The organism is Skermanella sp. (assembly GCF_059503625.1).
Genome location: NZ_JCACHA010000620.1, coordinates 1 through 16,284, shown reverse-complemented (window position 1 = coordinate 16,284; position 16,284 = coordinate 1). Strand labels below are relative to the sequence as shown.

The 16,284-nt window shown below is 65.9% G+C and carries 11 protein-coding genes; 8 read left to right on the top strand and 3 right to left on the bottom strand.

Translation table 11 applies throughout. The features are described 5' to 3' along the window. Window positions 1–149: 149 nt before the first annotated feature. A complete protein-coding gene (locus AC5JJ6_RS17705; RefSeq protein WP_496043320.1) occupies window positions 150–659 on the top strand; it encodes an OsmC family protein in 510 nt (169 codons plus the stop codon). Between the two features lie 51 nt (window positions 660–710). Here the strand turns inward: AC5JJ6_RS17705 and AC5JJ6_RS17700 are convergent, their stop codons facing one another. The 3 genes from AC5JJ6_RS17700 to secA all read right to left on the bottom strand — a co-directional run bounded on the left by AC5JJ6_RS17700 (window position 711) and on the right by secA (window position 4,493). Further along, a complete protein-coding gene (locus AC5JJ6_RS17700) occupies window positions 711–1,214 on the bottom strand; it encodes a pyridoxamine 5'-phosphate oxidase family protein (protein WP_496043319.1) in 504 nt (167 codons plus the stop codon). Between the two features lie 85 nt (window positions 1,215–1,299). Continuing rightward, a complete protein-coding gene (locus AC5JJ6_RS17695) occupies window positions 1,300–1,506 on the bottom strand; it encodes a hypothetical protein (protein WP_496043318.1) in 207 nt (68 codons plus the stop codon). A gap of 272 nt (window positions 1,507–1,778) precedes the next feature. Continuing rightward, window positions 1,779–4,493, bottom strand: a complete 2,715-nt coding sequence (secA, locus tag AC5JJ6_RS17690; RefSeq protein ID WP_496043317.1) for a preprotein translocase subunit SecA — start codon at window positions 4,491–4,493, stop codon at window positions 1,779–1,781. A 362-nt stretch (window positions 4,494–4,855) separates the two neighbouring features. On the opposite strand from secA, the gene AC5JJ6_RS17685 reads away from it, so the two are divergent. The 7 genes from AC5JJ6_RS17685 to AC5JJ6_RS17655 all read left to right on the top strand — a co-directional run bounded on the left by AC5JJ6_RS17685 (window position 4,856) and on the right by AC5JJ6_RS17655 (window position 15,762). Continuing rightward, window positions 4,856–6,187, top strand: a complete 1,332-nt coding sequence (locus tag AC5JJ6_RS17685; RefSeq protein WP_496043316.1) for an esterase-like activity of phytase family protein — start codon at window positions 4,856–4,858, stop codon at window positions 6,185–6,187. Between the two features lie 207 nt (window positions 6,188–6,394). Further along, the gene (locus tag AC5JJ6_RS17680; protein ID WP_496043315.1) at window positions 6,395–7,330 is read left to right on the top strand and encodes a peptidylprolyl isomerase; all 936 of its coding nucleotides are present in this window, start codon (window positions 6,395–6,397) and stop codon (window positions 7,328–7,330) included. 51 nt (window positions 7,331–7,381) lie between these two features. After that, window positions 7,382–8,614 carry a bifunctional glutamate N-acetyltransferase/amino-acid acetyltransferase ArgJ gene (gene argJ, locus AC5JJ6_RS17675; protein ID WP_496043314.1) on the top strand — a complete coding sequence of 411 codons (1,233 nt, stop codon included), beginning with the start codon at window positions 7,382–7,384 and terminating at the stop codon, window positions 8,612–8,614. A gap of 32 nt (window positions 8,615–8,646) precedes the next feature. Continuing rightward, the gene (locus tag AC5JJ6_RS17670) at window positions 8,647–9,204 is read left to right on the top strand and encodes a GNAT family N-acetyltransferase (RefSeq protein WP_496043313.1); all 558 of its coding nucleotides are present in this window, start codon (window positions 8,647–8,649) and stop codon (window positions 9,202–9,204) included. After that, on the top strand, window positions 9,173–9,610 hold the full coding sequence (locus AC5JJ6_RS17665) for a (deoxy)nucleoside triphosphate pyrophosphohydrolase (RefSeq protein ID WP_044434642.1): 438 nt from the start codon (window positions 9,173–9,175) through the stop codon (window positions 9,608–9,610). The genes AC5JJ6_RS17670 and AC5JJ6_RS17665 overlap by 32 nt, the downstream gene beginning before the upstream one ends. Window positions 9,611–9,697: 87 nt before the next feature. After that, window positions 9,698–10,858: an aminotransferase gene (locus tag AC5JJ6_RS17660; RefSeq protein WP_496043312.1), complete on the top strand. Its 1,161-nt coding sequence runs from the start codon at window positions 9,698–9,700 to the stop codon at window positions 10,856–10,858. A gap of 107 nt (window positions 10,859–10,965) precedes the next feature. Further along, window positions 10,966–15,762: an alpha-2-macroglobulin family protein gene (locus tag AC5JJ6_RS17655; RefSeq protein ID WP_496043311.1), complete on the top strand. Its 4,797-nt coding sequence runs from the start codon at window positions 10,966–10,968 to the stop codon at window positions 15,760–15,762. Window positions 15,763–16,284: the final 522 nt, after the last annotated feature.

Sequence of the window (16,284 nt, the reverse complement as noted above, 5' to 3'; positions counted from 1 at the left end):
TGTCGTCAACGCGTATTACAGGGCGCCCGGCATGATCATGACGCTGAACATCAATGTCGCGATCGTGGCTTATGCCGTGTACCGTGCTATTCAGTAGGCCGCCATAAGGCGATAGCCGCCGATATAACAACGGTTTGGAGGAGATGCCGATGGATGCGGAGACGTTGAAGGCTCTTCAGGCGCCGATCAAGCAGCAGTACCGCGACACGCCGGACAGTGCGGTCATCACCCTGAAGGCCGAAGGCACGGTAGGGGCCGAAGGCGTCACCTGTAAGGTCGATACGGGACGGGCATTGGTCGAGGCCGGATTGCATCCGGCTGCCGGCGGCGACGGAATGTCCGCCTGCTCCGGCGACATGCTGCTGGAGGCTCTGGTCGCCTGCGCCGGCGTCACGCTGCGCGCGGTCGCGACGGCGCTGAACATCGATCTGCGCGGTGGTACCGTGCGGGCGGAAGGGGATCTCGATTTCCGGGGGACGCTTGGCGTCGCCAAGGATGCGCCGGTCGGGTTCCGGTCGATCCGGCTGACGTTCGACCTGGATACGGATGCCGGAGAAGAGCAGCTCGCCAGCCTGCTTAAGCTGACCGAACGGTATTGCGTGATCTATCAGACGCTGCGCAATCCACCGGCAGCCGAGGCGAAGATCGTCCGGAGCTGACGAGGCATCCGGCCGTCGCCCACAGAGGCGCCGGCCGGACTGCCAAGCATATTACATGCTGATCTTCTTATGGTCGCCGGGGTTGGGCGGCTCCCCGGTCAGCTTGGCTTTCACGTAGCCATAGGCGTGGACCATGGCGCTGGACGGGCTGTCCCAATATTCCGCCTTGGTCACATGCACGCGGATCAAGCCGATGTTGGGATCGTCCTTACCCTTGGGGAACCATGTGGCGAGATACTCGCTCCATAGTTCATGGACCTTCTGCTTGTCGCGGACGATCTGGGCCGTGCCGGAGATCGACACGTAGTTCTGGTCGTCGGGTTCGGCGTAGCTGAGGTTGACCTGACGGTTTTCCTTGACCTCATCCACCTTGGGCGAGTCGATCCAGGTGAAGAACCAGAGGTCGCCATCGAATTCCGACTGCTGTGCGACCATCGGGCGGCTGCGCAAGGTCCCATCTTCATCGATGGTGGTCATCATCGTGACCCGGATGTCCTTGATCATCCCCCAGAGCTTTTTGATATCGTCGCCAGATGCCGGGGTGCTGCCAGTCATGTCAGCCCTTTCCAAATCCTGTTGAGTTCGGGATCCTCAACACGAGGCTGGCTCAGGCGTTCCCGACAGGCTGGCAGGAAGCTGGCTAGAACATCAGGGTAGGGAAGGCGAGCAGGATGCCGAGGACGGCGATGCCGAGGAGCGCCGTGGCGCTATGGCCGTAATCGGCATCGAGAAGATTGGCGATCAGGCCGCTGAGCGTTTGCCCGTTGTACTTGGCAGGCTGAGCGCGCTGTACGCTCGGCTGCGGCTTCTGGGAGGGTCCGGAAACATGTGAGAAAAGTTCGCGCATGAAGGTCACCTCCGCTTGAATGCATATGACTTATGGGAGGGAGTGTGCGACACGCTGACGCTGGCTACTTTGATCCATGTCAACTTTTCTAAAAATCAATGAGGTTCGCTCTCAAAATCGAAATGCCGGCCGGGACGCGTTCCGACCGGCAGTCGTAAAATCGCCTTTCAAAGAGGAAGGACCGGCAAGGAGGAAGGACCGGCAAAGAAGAAGGGCCGGGCGTCGCGAACGACGCCCGGCCCTTCTTAGGCCAGCCGTGGAGCAGGGTACGATCAGCCGACCCGGCCGTGGCAGTGCTTGTACTTCTTGCCGGAGCCGCAGGGGCAGATCGCGTTGCGGGGCGTACGCGGGTCGATCTCGTCAGCCGAGCCGACGGTGGCCGGAGCCACGCGGCGCACCATGCCGTCCGGCAGGGGCGCCCCGTCGTCCGGGCCGCCGGCGGCGGCCAGTGCTGGGTCCTGGCGGGTTTCATAGCCCTGGACCGGCTCCGGCTCCATGTCCTCGGGGTGGTTGACCCGCATCTCGACATAGGACAGGACCGAGGTGACCGTCTCCCGCAGGTGGGACAGCATGCCTTCGAACAGCTCGAAGGCCTCGCGCTTGTACTCGTTCAGCGGGTCGCGCTGGGCGTAGGCCCGCAGGTTGATGCCCTGGCGCAGATGGTCGAGATGGAGCAGGTGGTCCTTCCAGGCTTGGTCGAGCAACTGGAGAAGCAGGCTCTTCTCGGCGGCGCGCATCAGTTCGGGACCGTAATTGGCGGCCTTCTGAGCCATCTTCTCGTCGGCGGCGCGGCGGATGCGCTCTTCGATCTCGGCTTCCGCGATGCCCTCTTCCTTGGCCCATTCGTGGATCGGCAGGTCGAGGTTCAGGATGCGGCGGACTTCCTCGTGCAGGCCGTCGACGTTCCACTGCTCGGCATAGGCGTTGGCCGGGATCGCCTTCTTGACCATCTCCTCGATGGTTTCGTGGCGCATGTCCTCGATCGTGCCGGCGATCTCCGGCGCGTCCATGATCTCGCGACGCTGCTCGTAGACGACCTTGCGCTGGTCGTTCATCACGTTGTCGTATTTGAGCAGGTTCTTGCGGATGTCGAAGTTGTGCGCCTCGACCTTTTGCTGCGCCTTCTCCAGTGCCTTGTTGATCCAGCTATGGACGATGGCCTCGCCTTCCTTCAGGCCGAGGCGCTGGAGCATGCCGTCCATCCGCTCGGACCCGAAGATCCGCATCAGGTCGTCGTCCAGGCTGAGGAAGAACTTGGAGGCGCCGGCGTCGCCCTGACGGCCCGAACGGCCGCGAAGCTGATTGTCGATGCGGCGGCTTTCGTGCCGCTCGGTGCCGATCACGAACAGGCCGCCAGCCTGCTTGACGATCTCCTTGTCGCGCTCGATCTCGGCGCGGACCTGGGCGGTGATCCGCTCGCGTTCGGCCGGGTCCTCGACATTGGCTAGTTCGATCGCGAGGCGCATGTCCAGGTTGCCGCCGAGCTGGATGTCGGTGCCGCGGCCCGCCATGTTGGTGGCGATCGTTACGGCGCCGGGACGACCGGCCTGGGAGATGATCTGCGCTTCCTGCTCGTGGTAGCGGGCATTCAGGACCGCATGCGGAATGTTCTTCTTCTTGAGGATTTCGGACAGGACTTCCGACTTCTCGATCGACACGGTGCCGACCAGGATCGGCTGGTTCCGCTCCCGGCATTCCTCGATCAGGGTCGAGATCGCCTCGTACTTCTCGCGGCTGGTCCGGTAGACCTCGTCGTCATAGTCCTTGCGCTGGACCGGGACGTTGGTCGGCATCTCGACCACTTCCAGGCCGTAGATCTCGCCGAACTCGCCGGCTTCCGTCATGGCGGTGCCGGTCATGCCGGCAAGGCGCGGATAGAGGCGGAAATAGTTCTGGAAGGTGATCGAGGCGAGCGTCTGGTTCTCGCGCTGGATCGTCACGTGTTCCTTGGCTTCCAGCGCTTGGTGGAGACCTTCCGAATAGCGGCGGCCTTCCATCATGCGGCCGGTGAACTCATCGATGATGATGACCTTGTCATCCTTGACGATGTAGTCCTTGTCGCGCTGGAACAGCGTGTGGGCGCGCAACGCCTGATTGATGTGGTGGACCAGGCTGATGTTCTGGATGTCGTAGAGCGTGCCTTCGGTCAACAGGTTCATGTCGCGCAGGATCTGCTCGACCTTGTTGGTGCCGGCTTCCGTCATGCTGACGGCGCGGACCTTCTCGTCCTTCTCGTAGTCGTCGGCGTCCAGGTGCGGGATGACCTTGTCGACGGCGATGTAGAGTTCGGAGCTGTCGGTCGAGGGGCCGGAGATGATCAGCGGGGTCCGGGCCTCGTCGATCAGGATGCTGTCGACCTCGTCGACGATCGCGAAGTTGAAGGGCCGCTGGACCATCTCCTCCAGCCGGAACTTCATGTTGTCGCGCAGGTAGTCGAAGCCGAATTCGTTGTTCGTGCCGTAGGTGATGTCGGCCTGATAGGCCATCTTCCGTTCGAAATCGTCGATGCCGTGGACGATGCAGCCGGTCGTCAACCCGAGGAATCCGTAGACCCGGCCCATCCAGCCGCTGTCGCGCTTGGCCAGGTAGTCGTTGACGGTGACGACGTGGACGCCCTTGCCGGCGATGGCGTTGAGGTAGACGGGAAGCGTCGCCACGAGGGTCTTGCCTTCGCCGGTTCGCATCTCCGCGATCTTGGTCTGGTGCAGGACGATGCCGCCCATCAACTGGACGTCGAAGTGGCGTTGGCCCAGGACCCGCTTGGCGGCTTCCCGCACCGTCGCGAAGGCGTCGGGCAGGATGTCGTCCAGCGTCTCGCCCTTTTCGAGGCGCTCGCGCAGCCAGTCCGTTCGCATGCGGAGTTCGGCGTCGGACAGGCCGGCCACCGAAGGCTCGAGGGCGTTGATCGCCTCGACCTGCCGTTGCAGCGCTTTTACGGTGCGATCATTCGCGGTGCCGAAAAGTTTACGGGCAATAGCACCGAACATTGAAACCTCGGTTAGAGCAAGAGACGGTTGGGCTGCGAACACACGACGACGGCCCGGCACGATCCGCACCCGGCACGGCCTTGACATAAGAGTGTGCGCAATGCCTGTCAACAAGCCTGCGGTGCCGCCGGTTAAGTCGTCCGGCCCTTTCGGGGCGGACAGGACCTTATCAGCATCGTCCGGCCGTATGCATTTGAAATGGGGAGGCAGGACGGAATTGCCAAGCGCGGTCGAGCTGCGGTTGCCGCTTCGGCGTTTCCGCCCTGACCTCAATGTGTCACTGAACTGTCATTCATCCGCAATGCTCCGCGCCTACTTTCCGCGCAATCCAGAATTTGCCCCAAACTCGAAGGATACCAAGAATGCGCGGATGGTCGACCTCTCTCCCGATCCTGGCGCTGGGCGCCCTTATCGCGGCCGGATCGGTCCCGGCGAATGCCCAGTCGTCGAACCCATCATCGGGCGTGACGGTCAAGGCGCATACCAGCAATGACCAGATCCTGAACCTTCGGCAAGTCGCCTTCGAAGGGGGCAAGACGCTGGACCTGTCGGTCGGCATCGGCAGCGGGGCTTTCCGCGCGAAGGGCGATCCGGCCAGCATATTCTACACGGTCAGCGATCGCGGGCCGAATTTCACCTGCGGCGACGCCGGGGACATCATCGGCATCAAGGGCGACAAGTTCTGCGCCGGCATCAAGGGCGGCCGGATATACGCCGTGCCGGAGTACAATCCGTCGATCTACCGCATCCAGGTGCTCGACAACGGGACCTTCCGGGTGCTGGACGCCATTTCGCTCAAGGATTCCAAGGGGAACCCGGTCAGCGGCCTGCTGAACCCGCTGACCGTCGCCTCGACCGAGCAGCCGCTTGACGCATCGGGGCGCAAGCTCGATCAGGACCCCAGCGCCGTCGATGCCGAAGGCATCGTCCGGCTGTCGGACGGCACGTTCTGGATCGGCGACGAGAACGGGCCGTCGATGATCCACGCGGCGGCCGACGGCCGCATCCTGACCCGGCATGTTCCGGCCGGAACCGGCCAGGATTACGCCGGCGCCGGCTATGAGATCAAGGAAACCCTGCCGGCGCTGCTGGCGAAACGGGCGCTCAACCGCGGCATCGAGTCGATGGCCGTTTCCGACGACGAGAAGTTCCTTTACTTCATCATGCAGAACCCGCTGGCGAACCCGGACACCGATGCCTATGCGGTGGCCGGCAATACCCGGCTGTTCAAGATCGAGCGGGAAACCGGCAAGGTCGCGGGCGAGTACCTGTACGTCATGGAGCCGATGACCGCGTACAAGGGCGAGGAAAAGAAGAAGCAGAGCACGGTGCGGATCAGCGAACTGATGCACCTTGCCGGCGATGCGCTGATCGTGCTGGAGCGCACCGAGCAGACCACCAAGCTCTTCCGGATCGACCTGTCCGCCGCGACCGATCTGTCGGCCGCCGGCAAATGGGACGATGCCGCCACGTCGCCGTCGCTGGAACAGATCGATCCGGCGAAGGAGGGATTGAAGCCCGTGCCCAAGACGCTGGTGCTGGACAGCGCCGACCATAAGGAGCTTCCGGTCAAGCTGGAGGGGATGGCCCGGTTCGGCAACGGCGACCTGATGCTGATCAACGACGACGATTTCGGGATCGACGGCAAGCGGACGGCGGTGATGAGGGTGACGGGGGTTCCGCTGGGGCAATGATGCCCCGCGACGGCGGGTGAGGCGGAAGACGGCCGCTTTGATGGCGGAGCTGTGGCGGGTTTCGGGCATTTGCCGGACCTGTCCAGTCCCGCCTTGCAAGCGGCCGTGCGGCGTGCTTAATCGCACCGAAATAAATTAAAGTGGGGGAAAATGCCGGTCGGCCGCTTATGTCCCTTCACGCGTCTTTCCGCTGAAAAGGAACTTCTCATGTTCGCAAGAGTCCTCCGCGTCGCTGCCGTCTCGCTGGCTCTCGGCGGTGTCGGTTTCACCGCCCAGGCCCAGACGGCGCCAGCTCCGGCGGCGGGATCTCCCGCTGGTGAAGATCCGGTCGTTGCAAGGGTCAACGGTGCGGAAATCAGGCGCTCCGAGGTCACGCGCACGATCGCGTCGCTGCCGCCCCAGGTCCAGCAGATGCCGCCGCAGATGATCTTTCCGGCCGTGATCGACCAGATCATCAACGGCAAGCTGGTGGCGGAGGCCGGCTACAAGGCCAATGTGCAGAACGACCCCGAAGTGGCCGAACGGCTGAAGCGGTCGGAAGAGCGCATCGTCCAGGAACTCTACCTGACCCGCGAGGTCCAGAAGCGCATCACCGCCGAGCGCCTTCAGGAATCCTACAACAAGTTCAAGGAAGAGAACCCGCCGCAGGACGAGGTCAAGGCCAGCCATATCCTGGTCGAGTCGGAAGACGTCGCCAAGAGCATCATCGCCGACATCAAGAAGGGCGGCGACTTCGCCAAGATCGCCGGCGAGAAGTCGACCGACAAGGCGGCGGCCCAGCAGGGCGGCGATCTGGGCTACTTCACCAAGGACCAGATGGTCGAGCCCTTCGCCAACGCGGCCTTCGCGATGAAGCCGGGCGATGTCAGCCAGACTCCGGTCCAGACCCAGTTCGGCTGGCACGTGATCAAGGTGGTCGACCGCCGCCAGAGCACGCCCCCAAGCTTCGAGGAAGTGCAGGAGCAGCTTCGCAGCCAGGTTTCCGAGCAGGTGATCGGCGAGCTGGTCGAAGACCTGCGCGGCAAGGCCAAGGTCGAGCGTTTCCAGATGGACGGCTCGCCGATGCCCGAACTGCCGCCCGCCGGCACCGTCACTCCGGGTTCGTCCGCTCCGGCTCCGGCCGCTCCCGCCGCCAAGCCGTAAGCTTTTCTACCAACGGGCCTATGTTCAAGAACCGGGAAGACGACGATCACCATGGCAGCTAAAATCTCCCCTCTGGCGGCCGGCGAATTCCCGGCTCTTCCGGTCATTCCCGGCGTCCGGCTGGCGACGGCGAATTGCGGCATCCGCTACAAGGGCCGCGACGACCTGATGGTCGCCATCCTGGACCCCGGCACGACGATCGCCGGCGTCCTGACCCGGTCGCTGACGGCATCGGCGCCGGTCCACCGCTGCCGCGCCAACTTAGGCGGCGGGGTCGCCCGCGCCATCGTGGTCAATTCCGGCAACTCCAACGCCTTCACCGGCAAGGCCGGCGAAGCCTTCGTCGATGCGACGGTGAAGGCGGCGGCGGAACTGGCGGAGTGCGCTCCGGCCGAGGTGTTCGTCGCCTCGACCGGCGTCATCGGCCAGCCGATCCCGGCGGACGCCATCGCGTCGAACCTGCCGGGACTGGCCGGATCGTTCGACGAGACGGCTTGGCTGCCGGCGGCCAAGGCGATCATGACGACCGATACGTTTCCGAAAGGATGCACCCGGACGGCTTCGATCGGCGGCGTCCAGGTGACGATCAACGGGTTCGCCAAGGGCTCCGGCATGATCGCACCCGACATGGCGACGATGCTGGCGTTCGTCTTCACCGACGCCGCTATCCCGGCGCCGGTGCTGCAGGCTCTGCTGTCTGACGCCAACGAAAAGTCGTTCAACTGCATCACCGTGGACGGCGATACCTCCACCAGCGATACGCTGCTGGTCTGCGCCACCGGCAAGGCCGGCAACGCGCCGGTCGGCGATGCGGGCGCGGCGGAACTGGCCGACTTCAAGGCGCAGTTCGAAGCGGTGCTGGTCGATCTGGCGCAGCAGATCGTCCGCGACGGCGAGGGGGCGACGAAGTTCGTCACCGTGCGGGTCGAAGGGGCGGACAGCGATCGGGCCGCGAAGCGGATAGCGCTGTCGATCGCCAATTCTCCGCTGGTCAAAACAGCCATCGCCGGCGAGGACGCCAACTGGGGCCGGATCGTCATGGCGGTCGGCAAGGCCGGCGAGAAGGCGGACCGCGACAAGCTGCGGATTTCCGCCGGCGGCGTGCTGATCGCGGCGGACGGCATGGAAGTGCCGGGCTATGACGAGACGCCCGTCGTGGAGCACATGAAGGGCCAGTACATCGACTTTCTGGTCGAGCTGGGGATCGGTTCCGGCTCCGCAACGGTCTGGACCTGCGACCTGACCCACGGCTACATCGACATCAACGGCAGCTACCGGAGCTGAGGCTTGCGCGCGGGTCGGACGAGGAGAATGGCGTGACTGTGATCCGGACCGCACGCCTGACCCTCCGGCCGTTCGTCGAGGGCGACATCGATGCGATGGTCGCCCATTTGAGCCACTGGGATGTTTCCCAGTGGCTGGCGGTCCCGCCGTTCCCCTACCGCCGCGCCGATGCGCGCTTCTACGTCGATCACGTCAGGGCCAACCACGAGGCCGGGGCCGCGACCGAGTTCGCCATCGCCGTGACGGATGGCGATGCGGTGGCCGGCTCCATCGGGCTGAAGCGGACCTGCGGCGATGCCGAAGGTGCCGCTCTGGGATACTGGCTTGGCCGGCCCTATTGGGGGCATGGCTATGCGTCCGAAGCGGCGGCGGCGGTCGTGGCCTATGGCTTCGGCGAGTTGGGGCTTCGGCGGATCGAGGCCGAAACCGATCCGGAAAACGAACGGTCGGCGCATGTGCTGACGAAAATGGGTTTCCGTCCGGCGGGGCAGGTTTCCGCCCGGGAGGCGCGGTCCTGTAGCCTGCCGACCCGGCGCGGCTCTCTCGTGGTGAATGTTCATGAACTGCTTCGATCCGAATTCAACCCCTGAACCCGGCAAGCCGGTCCTGCTGGTGGTCGCCGTGGCCCTGGTCGACGTCGATGGCCGGGTGCTGCTGGCGCAGCGGCCGGAAGGCAAGTCGCTGGCCGGCCTGTGGGAGTTCCCCGGCGGCAAGGTCCACGAGGGCGAAAGCCCGGAATATGCGCTGGTGCGCGAGCTTCGGGAGGAGTTGGGGATCGAGACGGCGGGGAGCTGTCTGGCGCCCTTCACCTTCGCGTCGCACAGCTACGAGAGCTTTCACCTGCTGATGCCGCTTTACGTCTGCCGCGTCTGGGAAGGAACCCCCAGGCCGCTGGAAGGCCAGAAGCTGGCCTGGGCGCGCCCCAACGACATGGGGCAGTATCCGATGCCGCCGGCGGACAAGCCGTTGGTCGCGATGCTGCGCGACCTGCTGTAATCGCCGGCCGCCGCCGCTGGTCGTGACCGGCGGCGATTTATCGGCTAAGTTCCCGCTCCCTTCGTCCACAGTCTGTTCAGTAGCATCATGACCGCCAAAGTCGGCAACCCACTCTTCCGCGACATGCCCACGACCGTCTTCGAGGTCATGTCGCAACTGGCCCTGAAGCATAAGTCGATCAACCTGGGGCAGGGGTTTCCCGACGACCGGGGGCCGCCCGACGTGCTTCAGGCTGCGGCGGACGCTCTGCTCAACGGCTACAACCAGTACCCATCGATGATGGGGACGCCCGAACTGCGTCAGGCGGTGGCGAACCACGCCAAACGGTTCTACGGGCTGGACGTCGATTGGGCGCGCGAGGTCCTGGTGACGTCGGGAGCGACCGAGGCGCTGGGCGCCTGCCTGTTCGGCCTGATCGAGCCGGGCGACGAGGTCGTGCTGTTCGAGCCGATGTACGACAGCTACCTGCCGATCATAAAGCAGGCGGGCGGCATCCCGAAGCTGGTGACGCTGAAGGCCCCGGACTGGAGCTTCACGAGGGAAGATCTGGAGCGGGTGTTCAGCCCGCGCACCAAGGCGCTGGTCATCAACGACCCGCTGAACCCGGTCGGCAAGGTCTACCGGCGCGACGAGCTTGAGCTGATCGGCGAGTTCCTTCAGCGGTTCGACGCCTATGCCGTCTGCGACGAGGTCTACGAGCATCTGGTGTTCGACGGGGCGGCGCATATCCCGCTGATGACGCTGCCGGGATTGCGGAACCGGTGCCTGAAGGTCGGGTCGGCGGGCAAGACCTTCTCCCTGACCGGCTGGAAGGTCGGGTATGTCACGGGCGCTCCCGAACTGCTGCAACCGGTCGCCAAGGCGCACCAGTTCATGACCTTCACCACGGCGCCCAATCTCCAGGCCGGCGTCGCCTATGGGCTGGGGAAGGAACGCGCGTATTTCGACGGCCTCGCGGCGTCGATGCAGGCGAAGCGGGACCGGCTGGCGGCGGGCCTGCGCGACGTGGGCTTGTCGGTGCTTCACAGCGGCGGCAGCTACTTCCTGCTGGCGGACATCTCGTCGGTCGGATTCGACGGCGACGACGTGTCTTTCTGCCTGCACCTGACGGAAGCGGCGGGGGTCACGGCCATCCCCGTCAGCGCCTTCTTCGCGGAAACGCCCGTGCGCAACTACATCCGCTTCTGCTTCTGCAAGCAGGACAGTCTGCTGGATGAGGCCATCGGTCGGTTGAAGCGCTATTTCTGAGGCAAATGTATCGGAATTGCGCCATAATTTGGCGGGACCATCCGGCGGGGCGCGTGATCGTGCGCTCCCGCCGGTGTTTTTTTGTCGGCATCAGGGTTTTTTGTTTCATGCGCATGCTGCGTCCGCTCGGGCTCGCCTTCCTCGTCGCTCTGGGTTTTTCGACCGCCTCCAAGGCTCAGACGCCGGAACCGCCCCAGGCGCCGGAGCAGGCAGCCGCACAGTTCGCGGTCACCGGGGTCGACGTGCAGGCGGAGCGGGACACGCCGCAGGCCTGCTTCACCTTCAACCGCGCGCTGGAGAAGTCCCGCCTGAACGACTACGCGGCGCAGGTGGAGATCGACCCGCCCATCCCGGTGTCGGTGATGGCCCGGAACGACAGCCTGTGCCTCGACGGCCTCAGCCACGGCGCCAAATACGCGGTCACTTTGAAGCAAGGGCTTCCCGGCGCGCAGGACGTCAGTCTGGCGGAGCCGGCACGCTATGAGATCGACGTGCCGGACCGGAAGCCTGCCCTGGCGTTCCGGGGCGCCGGCTACATCCTGCCCCATGTCGGGAGCGAAGGGCTGCCGCTGCGCACCGTCAACGTCAAGCGCGCCCGGCTCCAGGTGCTGCGGATCAACGACCGGTCGCTGGTCGAGCAGGTCTATTACGGACGGATCTCCCACGCCCTGACCGACCTGGACATCGGCGGCATCGTCGAGCGCAGCGGCGAGCAGGTCTGGCAGGGCGAGATGGCGATCGGCGAGCAGCGCAATCAGGTCGTCGTGACGCCGTTCCCGGTCGATGCCGCCATCGGCGCGCTCAAGCCCGGCGTCTATATCGCGGTGGCCGGCAATGCCGACCGCGAGGGCGAGAACTGGGAAGCCAAGGCGACGCAGTGGTTCGTCATCACCGACCTGGGGCTGACGACCTTCGCGGGGCAGGACGGCCTGCTGGTGTTCGCCCGCAGCCTGACGACGGCCGAGCCGATGGCGAACGTCGAACTGCGCCTGCTGGCGCGCAGCAACGCCGAACTCGGCAAGCTCGTTACGGGACCGGATGGAATCGCCCGTTTCCCGGCCGAGACGATGCGCGGGACCGGCGGCAACGCGCCGCAGGCGGTCTTTGCCTATGGCGCGTCGGGCGACATGGGCTTCCTGGACGTCGCGGCGCGCTCGGAGTCGGCGGAGGGAGCGCCGGCGGCGCCAGTGGAGGCCAACGGGCCGCTCGACGCCTATCTCTATACCGACCGCAGCCTGTACCAGCCGGGCGAAACGGTGTTCCTGAGCGCGCTGCTGCGGAACGCCGACGCCGTGGCGGTCCAGGGCCGTCCGCTGACGCTGAAGATCCAGCGGCCAGACGGGTTCGAGGTGGACCGCCGGCAAGTCGCCGACGCCGGCGTGGGCAGCTATTCCTTCGGACTGGATATTCCGCGCCCGGCATCGACCGGGCAGTGGTCGGTCACGGCCCATCTGGAGCCCGACGGCGAGCCGATCGGCCGCGCCGACTTCGTGGTCGAGGACTTCGTGCCGCCGAGGCTGAACGTCGGCCTGTCGTCCGACCGGGAAACGCTGGAGCCGGGCAGCGTGGCGGCGCTGAAGGTCGATGGCCGCTACCGGCAGGCAGGAGCGGCCGCCAAGCTGCCGGGCGAGGTGACGATGCTGCTGCGGCCCGCCGCCAACCCGTACCCGAAATACCAGGGCTACCGCTTCGGTCTGGTCCAGGAAACCCTGCCGCCGGTCAAGGCGGACGCGCCGGGCTTCATCACCGGTCCGGACGGTTCCGCCAAGGTCGAGCTGCGGCTGCCCGAACTGCCGGACACGACGCAGCAGCTCGAAGCGGTGATCCAGGGCAAGCTGTACGACATCGGCGGACGTCCCTCGGTCAGGGAGATCACGCTGCCGGTCCGGCACCAGCCGTTCGCGATCGGCATCAAGCCGCGCTTCCAGGGCGATGCCGTGCCGGAAGGGGCGACGGCGGCGTTCGACGTGATGGCGCTGGACCCGGCCGGCAACCCGGTGGACAAGCCGGCCCTGTCTTACGAGCTGTTCGAGGAAGACAACGATTACGCCTGGTTCGAGGCCGGCGGGCACTGGGACTATCGCATCCAGGTAAAGGACAAGCGCCTGACCGGCGGCATGATCGCCGTGGCGGGCGAGCCGCGTGCCGACGCCAAGGCGGCGATCGAGCAGCCGGTCGGTTCCGGCCGATACCGGCTGGAAGTTTTCGATCCCGGAACGGGTGTCGCGACCAGCGTGCGGTTTTCCGCCGGCTGGTGGGTGAACGCCGCGGCCGGCGACCGGCCCGACCGGGTCGAGGTCGCCGTCATGATGCCTAAATATTCCGGAGGCGAAACGGCGCGCGTCTTCGTCCGTCCGCCCTATCAGGCGCAGGTCCTTGTGACGGTCGCGGACCGCAGGGTCCACCAGACGATGATCCGGCAGATCGGGCCGGAAGGCGCGTTCCTGGAGGTGCCGGTCGATCCGCTGTGGACGGCGGGCGTCCACGTCATCGCGACGGCCTTCGCCCCTTCCGATCCAACCCACAAGGTCGCGTCGCGCCGGGCGGTCGGCACGGGCTGGCTGGCGGTCGATGCGGCGCCGCGGCGGCTCAGCGTCGCGATGACGGTTCCCCAGGACATCGTGCCGCGCCGTCAGGTCATGGTGCCGGTCAAGGTGACCGGGGCGGAGGAGGGCGCGCAGGTCCGGCTGACCGTGGCGGCGGTGGACGACGCGATGCTCCAGCTGACCGAGTTCGCGGCACCCGATCCGGTGGCGCACTACCTGGGCCGCCGCCCGCTGGAGGTCGATCTGCGCGACGTGCGCGGACGGCTGATCGAACAGGATCAGGCCGTGCCGCTGCCCCGCGTCAAGCCGGTGGTGGCCGCCGCGGTCCGGCGGCGCGCCGCCGATCCCCAGCCGCGCCGGCGGGAGATGACGGCGCTCTATTCCGGCGTGGTGACGCTCAGGCCGGACGGCACGACGGAAGTCCCGCTCGATATCCCCGACTTCGACGGCCGGCTGCGCCTGATGGCGGTGGCCTGGACCCCGGCCAAGGTCGGCAACGCCGTTGTGGTCGCCACCGTGCGCGATCCCGTCCTGGCCGACCTGTCGATGCCGCGCTTCCTGGCGCCGGGGGACACGGCGCAGGCCACCCTGACGCTCAACGACCGCGGCCAGAAGCCGGGCGACTATGCGGTCGTCGTGAGCGCCGGCGGCACTATCGCGCTCCAGGGCGACGGGCGGGTGGCCGTACCGCCGCTGAAGCCCGGCAAGCCGGTCAGCGTGCCCTTGACGATAGCCGGCAACGGCGTGGGCGCCGGCTCGGTCAAGGTCGACATCACGGGACCCGACGGTTTCAGTCTGACCCGCGAATGGCCGATCGGCGTCCGCCGGGTTCAGCCGGCCACGACGCGGCGTCAGGTCGAACTGATCGAACCGGGGGCCAAGGCGGAGGCAGCACCCAATACGGTGCCGGAACTGACGGCGCTTCGGCGCGAGACGGTCAGCGTCATGCTGTCGGCGGGGACTCTCCCCGACCTCGACGTTGCCGGGATGCTGCTGGCGCTGGAAAGGTATCCCTATGGCAGCGCCGAGCAGATGACCAGCCGTTCCCTGCCGCTGCTTCAGCTTGCCCCTGTGGCGGCCGAGCTGGGCATCGCATCGGAAGAGATGGTCCGGAACCGCGTCCAGCGCTCGATCGACCGGCTGATGACGGTCCAGCGGACCGACGGCGCTTTCGCCCTGTGGTCGGCGCAGGGACCGGCGGAGATGTGGCTGACCGCCTATGTCGTCGATTTCCTCGGGCGGGCGAAGGAGGCGGGCTACCGCGTGCCCGAGCTGCCGCTTAAGAAGGGGATCGAGTGGCTGAACGCGGTGCTCGACAACGCTTGGTTCGACGAGTCCGAACTGGCGGCGCGGGCCTATGCGATCTACACGCTGGCCGGCGCCAAGGCGATCGACGTGGCGGAAGCTCGGTATTTCCAGGAAACCTGGTGGGCGGCCCTGCCGACGCGGATGGCCCGCGCCCAGATCGCCAGCGCCCTGGCGCGGCTGGGCGACGGCGGACGGGCGGCCGAGGCGTTCAACCAGCTCGAGCGGCCCCGCGAGGAGCCGGCCGGAATGCGGGATTTCGGTTCCGACCTGCGGGACCAGGCCGCCGTCATCGCCCTGCTGGCAGAGAACAACAACGGCAACAGGGAGCGTCTGGTCGCCCAGACCCAGCAGCTCGCCACCATGCTGGCCGATGCGGAGGCGACCAGCACGCAGGAGCAGGCCTGGGTGCTGATGGCTTCGGCGGCTCTGGCGGGCAAGTCGGCCGAGATGAAGCTGACCGTGGACGGTGCGCCGTTAGTGTCGAACAAGCCGGTCTACCGCCGGCTCGATCCCGGTGGCGCTCCGGTCAAGCTGGAGAACGCCGGGCCGGCGCCGGTCTGGCGGGCGGTCACCTTGGCCGGAGTGCCGGCCGATCCGCCGCCGGCGGCGTCGGAGGGCTTCCGGATCGAGCGCAAGGTCCTGGACATGGACGGCAAGCCGGTCGATCCCGCCGGCGTTGCGCGCGACCGCATGCTGGTCGTGATCCTGGAAGGGGAAAGCCTGCTGAAGAAAGACCATCAGGTGCTGGTGGTCGACATGCTGCCCGCCGGGCTCGAGATCGAGAACGTCCGCCTGGCCGATAGCGGCCAGCTTGGCGACCTGTCCTGGCTGGGCAGCCTGAGCGCGGTCAACCATGTCGATTACCGCGACGACCGCTTCGTCGCGGCGCTGGACCTGAAGCCGAACCAGCCGTCGTTCCGGCTGGTCTATCTGGTGCGGACGGTGACGCCGGGGGACTACGCCATGCCGGGCGCCTACGTGGAGGATATGTACAGCCCCAACCTTTTCGCGCGGGGAGAGGCGGGGCGGCTGACGGTCGGGGCGGAGTAGCCAAGTCGCTGGTCTGTCAGGTCCGAAGTTGACGCCATAAGCGGTGACTTCGATACCCGTCACCCTTTTCCGTCATACCTGGATCAAGTTCCCTAAGCGCTAACTTTGCCTGTCTCCCCCGCTCTTTCCGTCATACCGGGACTTGATCCGGGTACCTCCCTTCAGCAGCTGAGCGGGTGAAATCTGGACTTCAGCTTGAAGTCCTCCCGTCAGCCTCCGCCAGGAGGTACCCGGATCAAATCCGGGTATGACGGAAAGGTGGGCGGCTTCTACCGGAGTTTCGCACAGGAACGCCTAAATCAGCCCCTATTGGATCAAGTCCGGGCATGACGGTAGAGTGGATGAGAATGCCCGCGTGACGCGCAGGGATGTCCTAAGTCAACACCCATGGAAATAGATCGGGACATGGGCCGTATATTCGGTTTCAAAGCCGGAACCCATCCCGTTCCTGTCCCGTTGATTCGGCATCATACCAAGGGCCGAAGAAGTTGACTGGTGAAGACGCTGCTGCCGTAGGTCGGT

Coding starts and splice junctions, on each gene's coding strand:
- AC5JJ6_RS17705 (WP_496043320.1), top strand. CDS start 150: ATGGATGCGGAGACGTTGAAGGCTCTTCAGGCGCCGATCAAGCAGCAG.
- AC5JJ6_RS17700 (WP_496043319.1), bottom strand. CDS start 1,214: ATGACTGGCAGCACCCCGGCATCTGGCGACGATATCAAAAAGCTCTGG.
- AC5JJ6_RS17695 (WP_496043318.1), bottom strand. CDS start 1,506: ATGCGCGAACTTTTCTCACATGTTTCCGGACCCTCCCAGAAGCCGCAG.
- secA (WP_496043317.1), bottom strand. CDS start 4,493: ATGTTCGGTGCTATTGCCCGTAAACTTTTCGGCACCGCGAATGATCGC.
- AC5JJ6_RS17685 (WP_496043316.1), top strand. CDS start 4,856: ATGCGCGGATGGTCGACCTCTCTCCCGATCCTGGCGCTGGGCGCCCTT.
- AC5JJ6_RS17680 (WP_496043315.1), top strand. CDS start 6,395: ATGTTCGCAAGAGTCCTCCGCGTCGCTGCCGTCTCGCTGGCTCTCGGC.
- argJ (WP_496043314.1), top strand. CDS start 7,382: ATGGCAGCTAAAATCTCCCCTCTGGCGGCCGGCGAATTCCCGGCTCTT.
- AC5JJ6_RS17665 (WP_044434642.1), top strand. CDS start 9,173: ATGAACTGCTTCGATCCGAATTCAACCCCTGAACCCGGCAAGCCGGTC.
- AC5JJ6_RS17660 (WP_496043312.1), top strand. CDS start 9,698: ATGACCGCCAAAGTCGGCAACCCACTCTTCCGCGACATGCCCACGACC.
- AC5JJ6_RS17655 (WP_496043311.1), top strand. CDS start 10,966: ATGCGCATGCTGCGTCCGCTCGGGCTCGCCTTCCTCGTCGCTCTGGGT.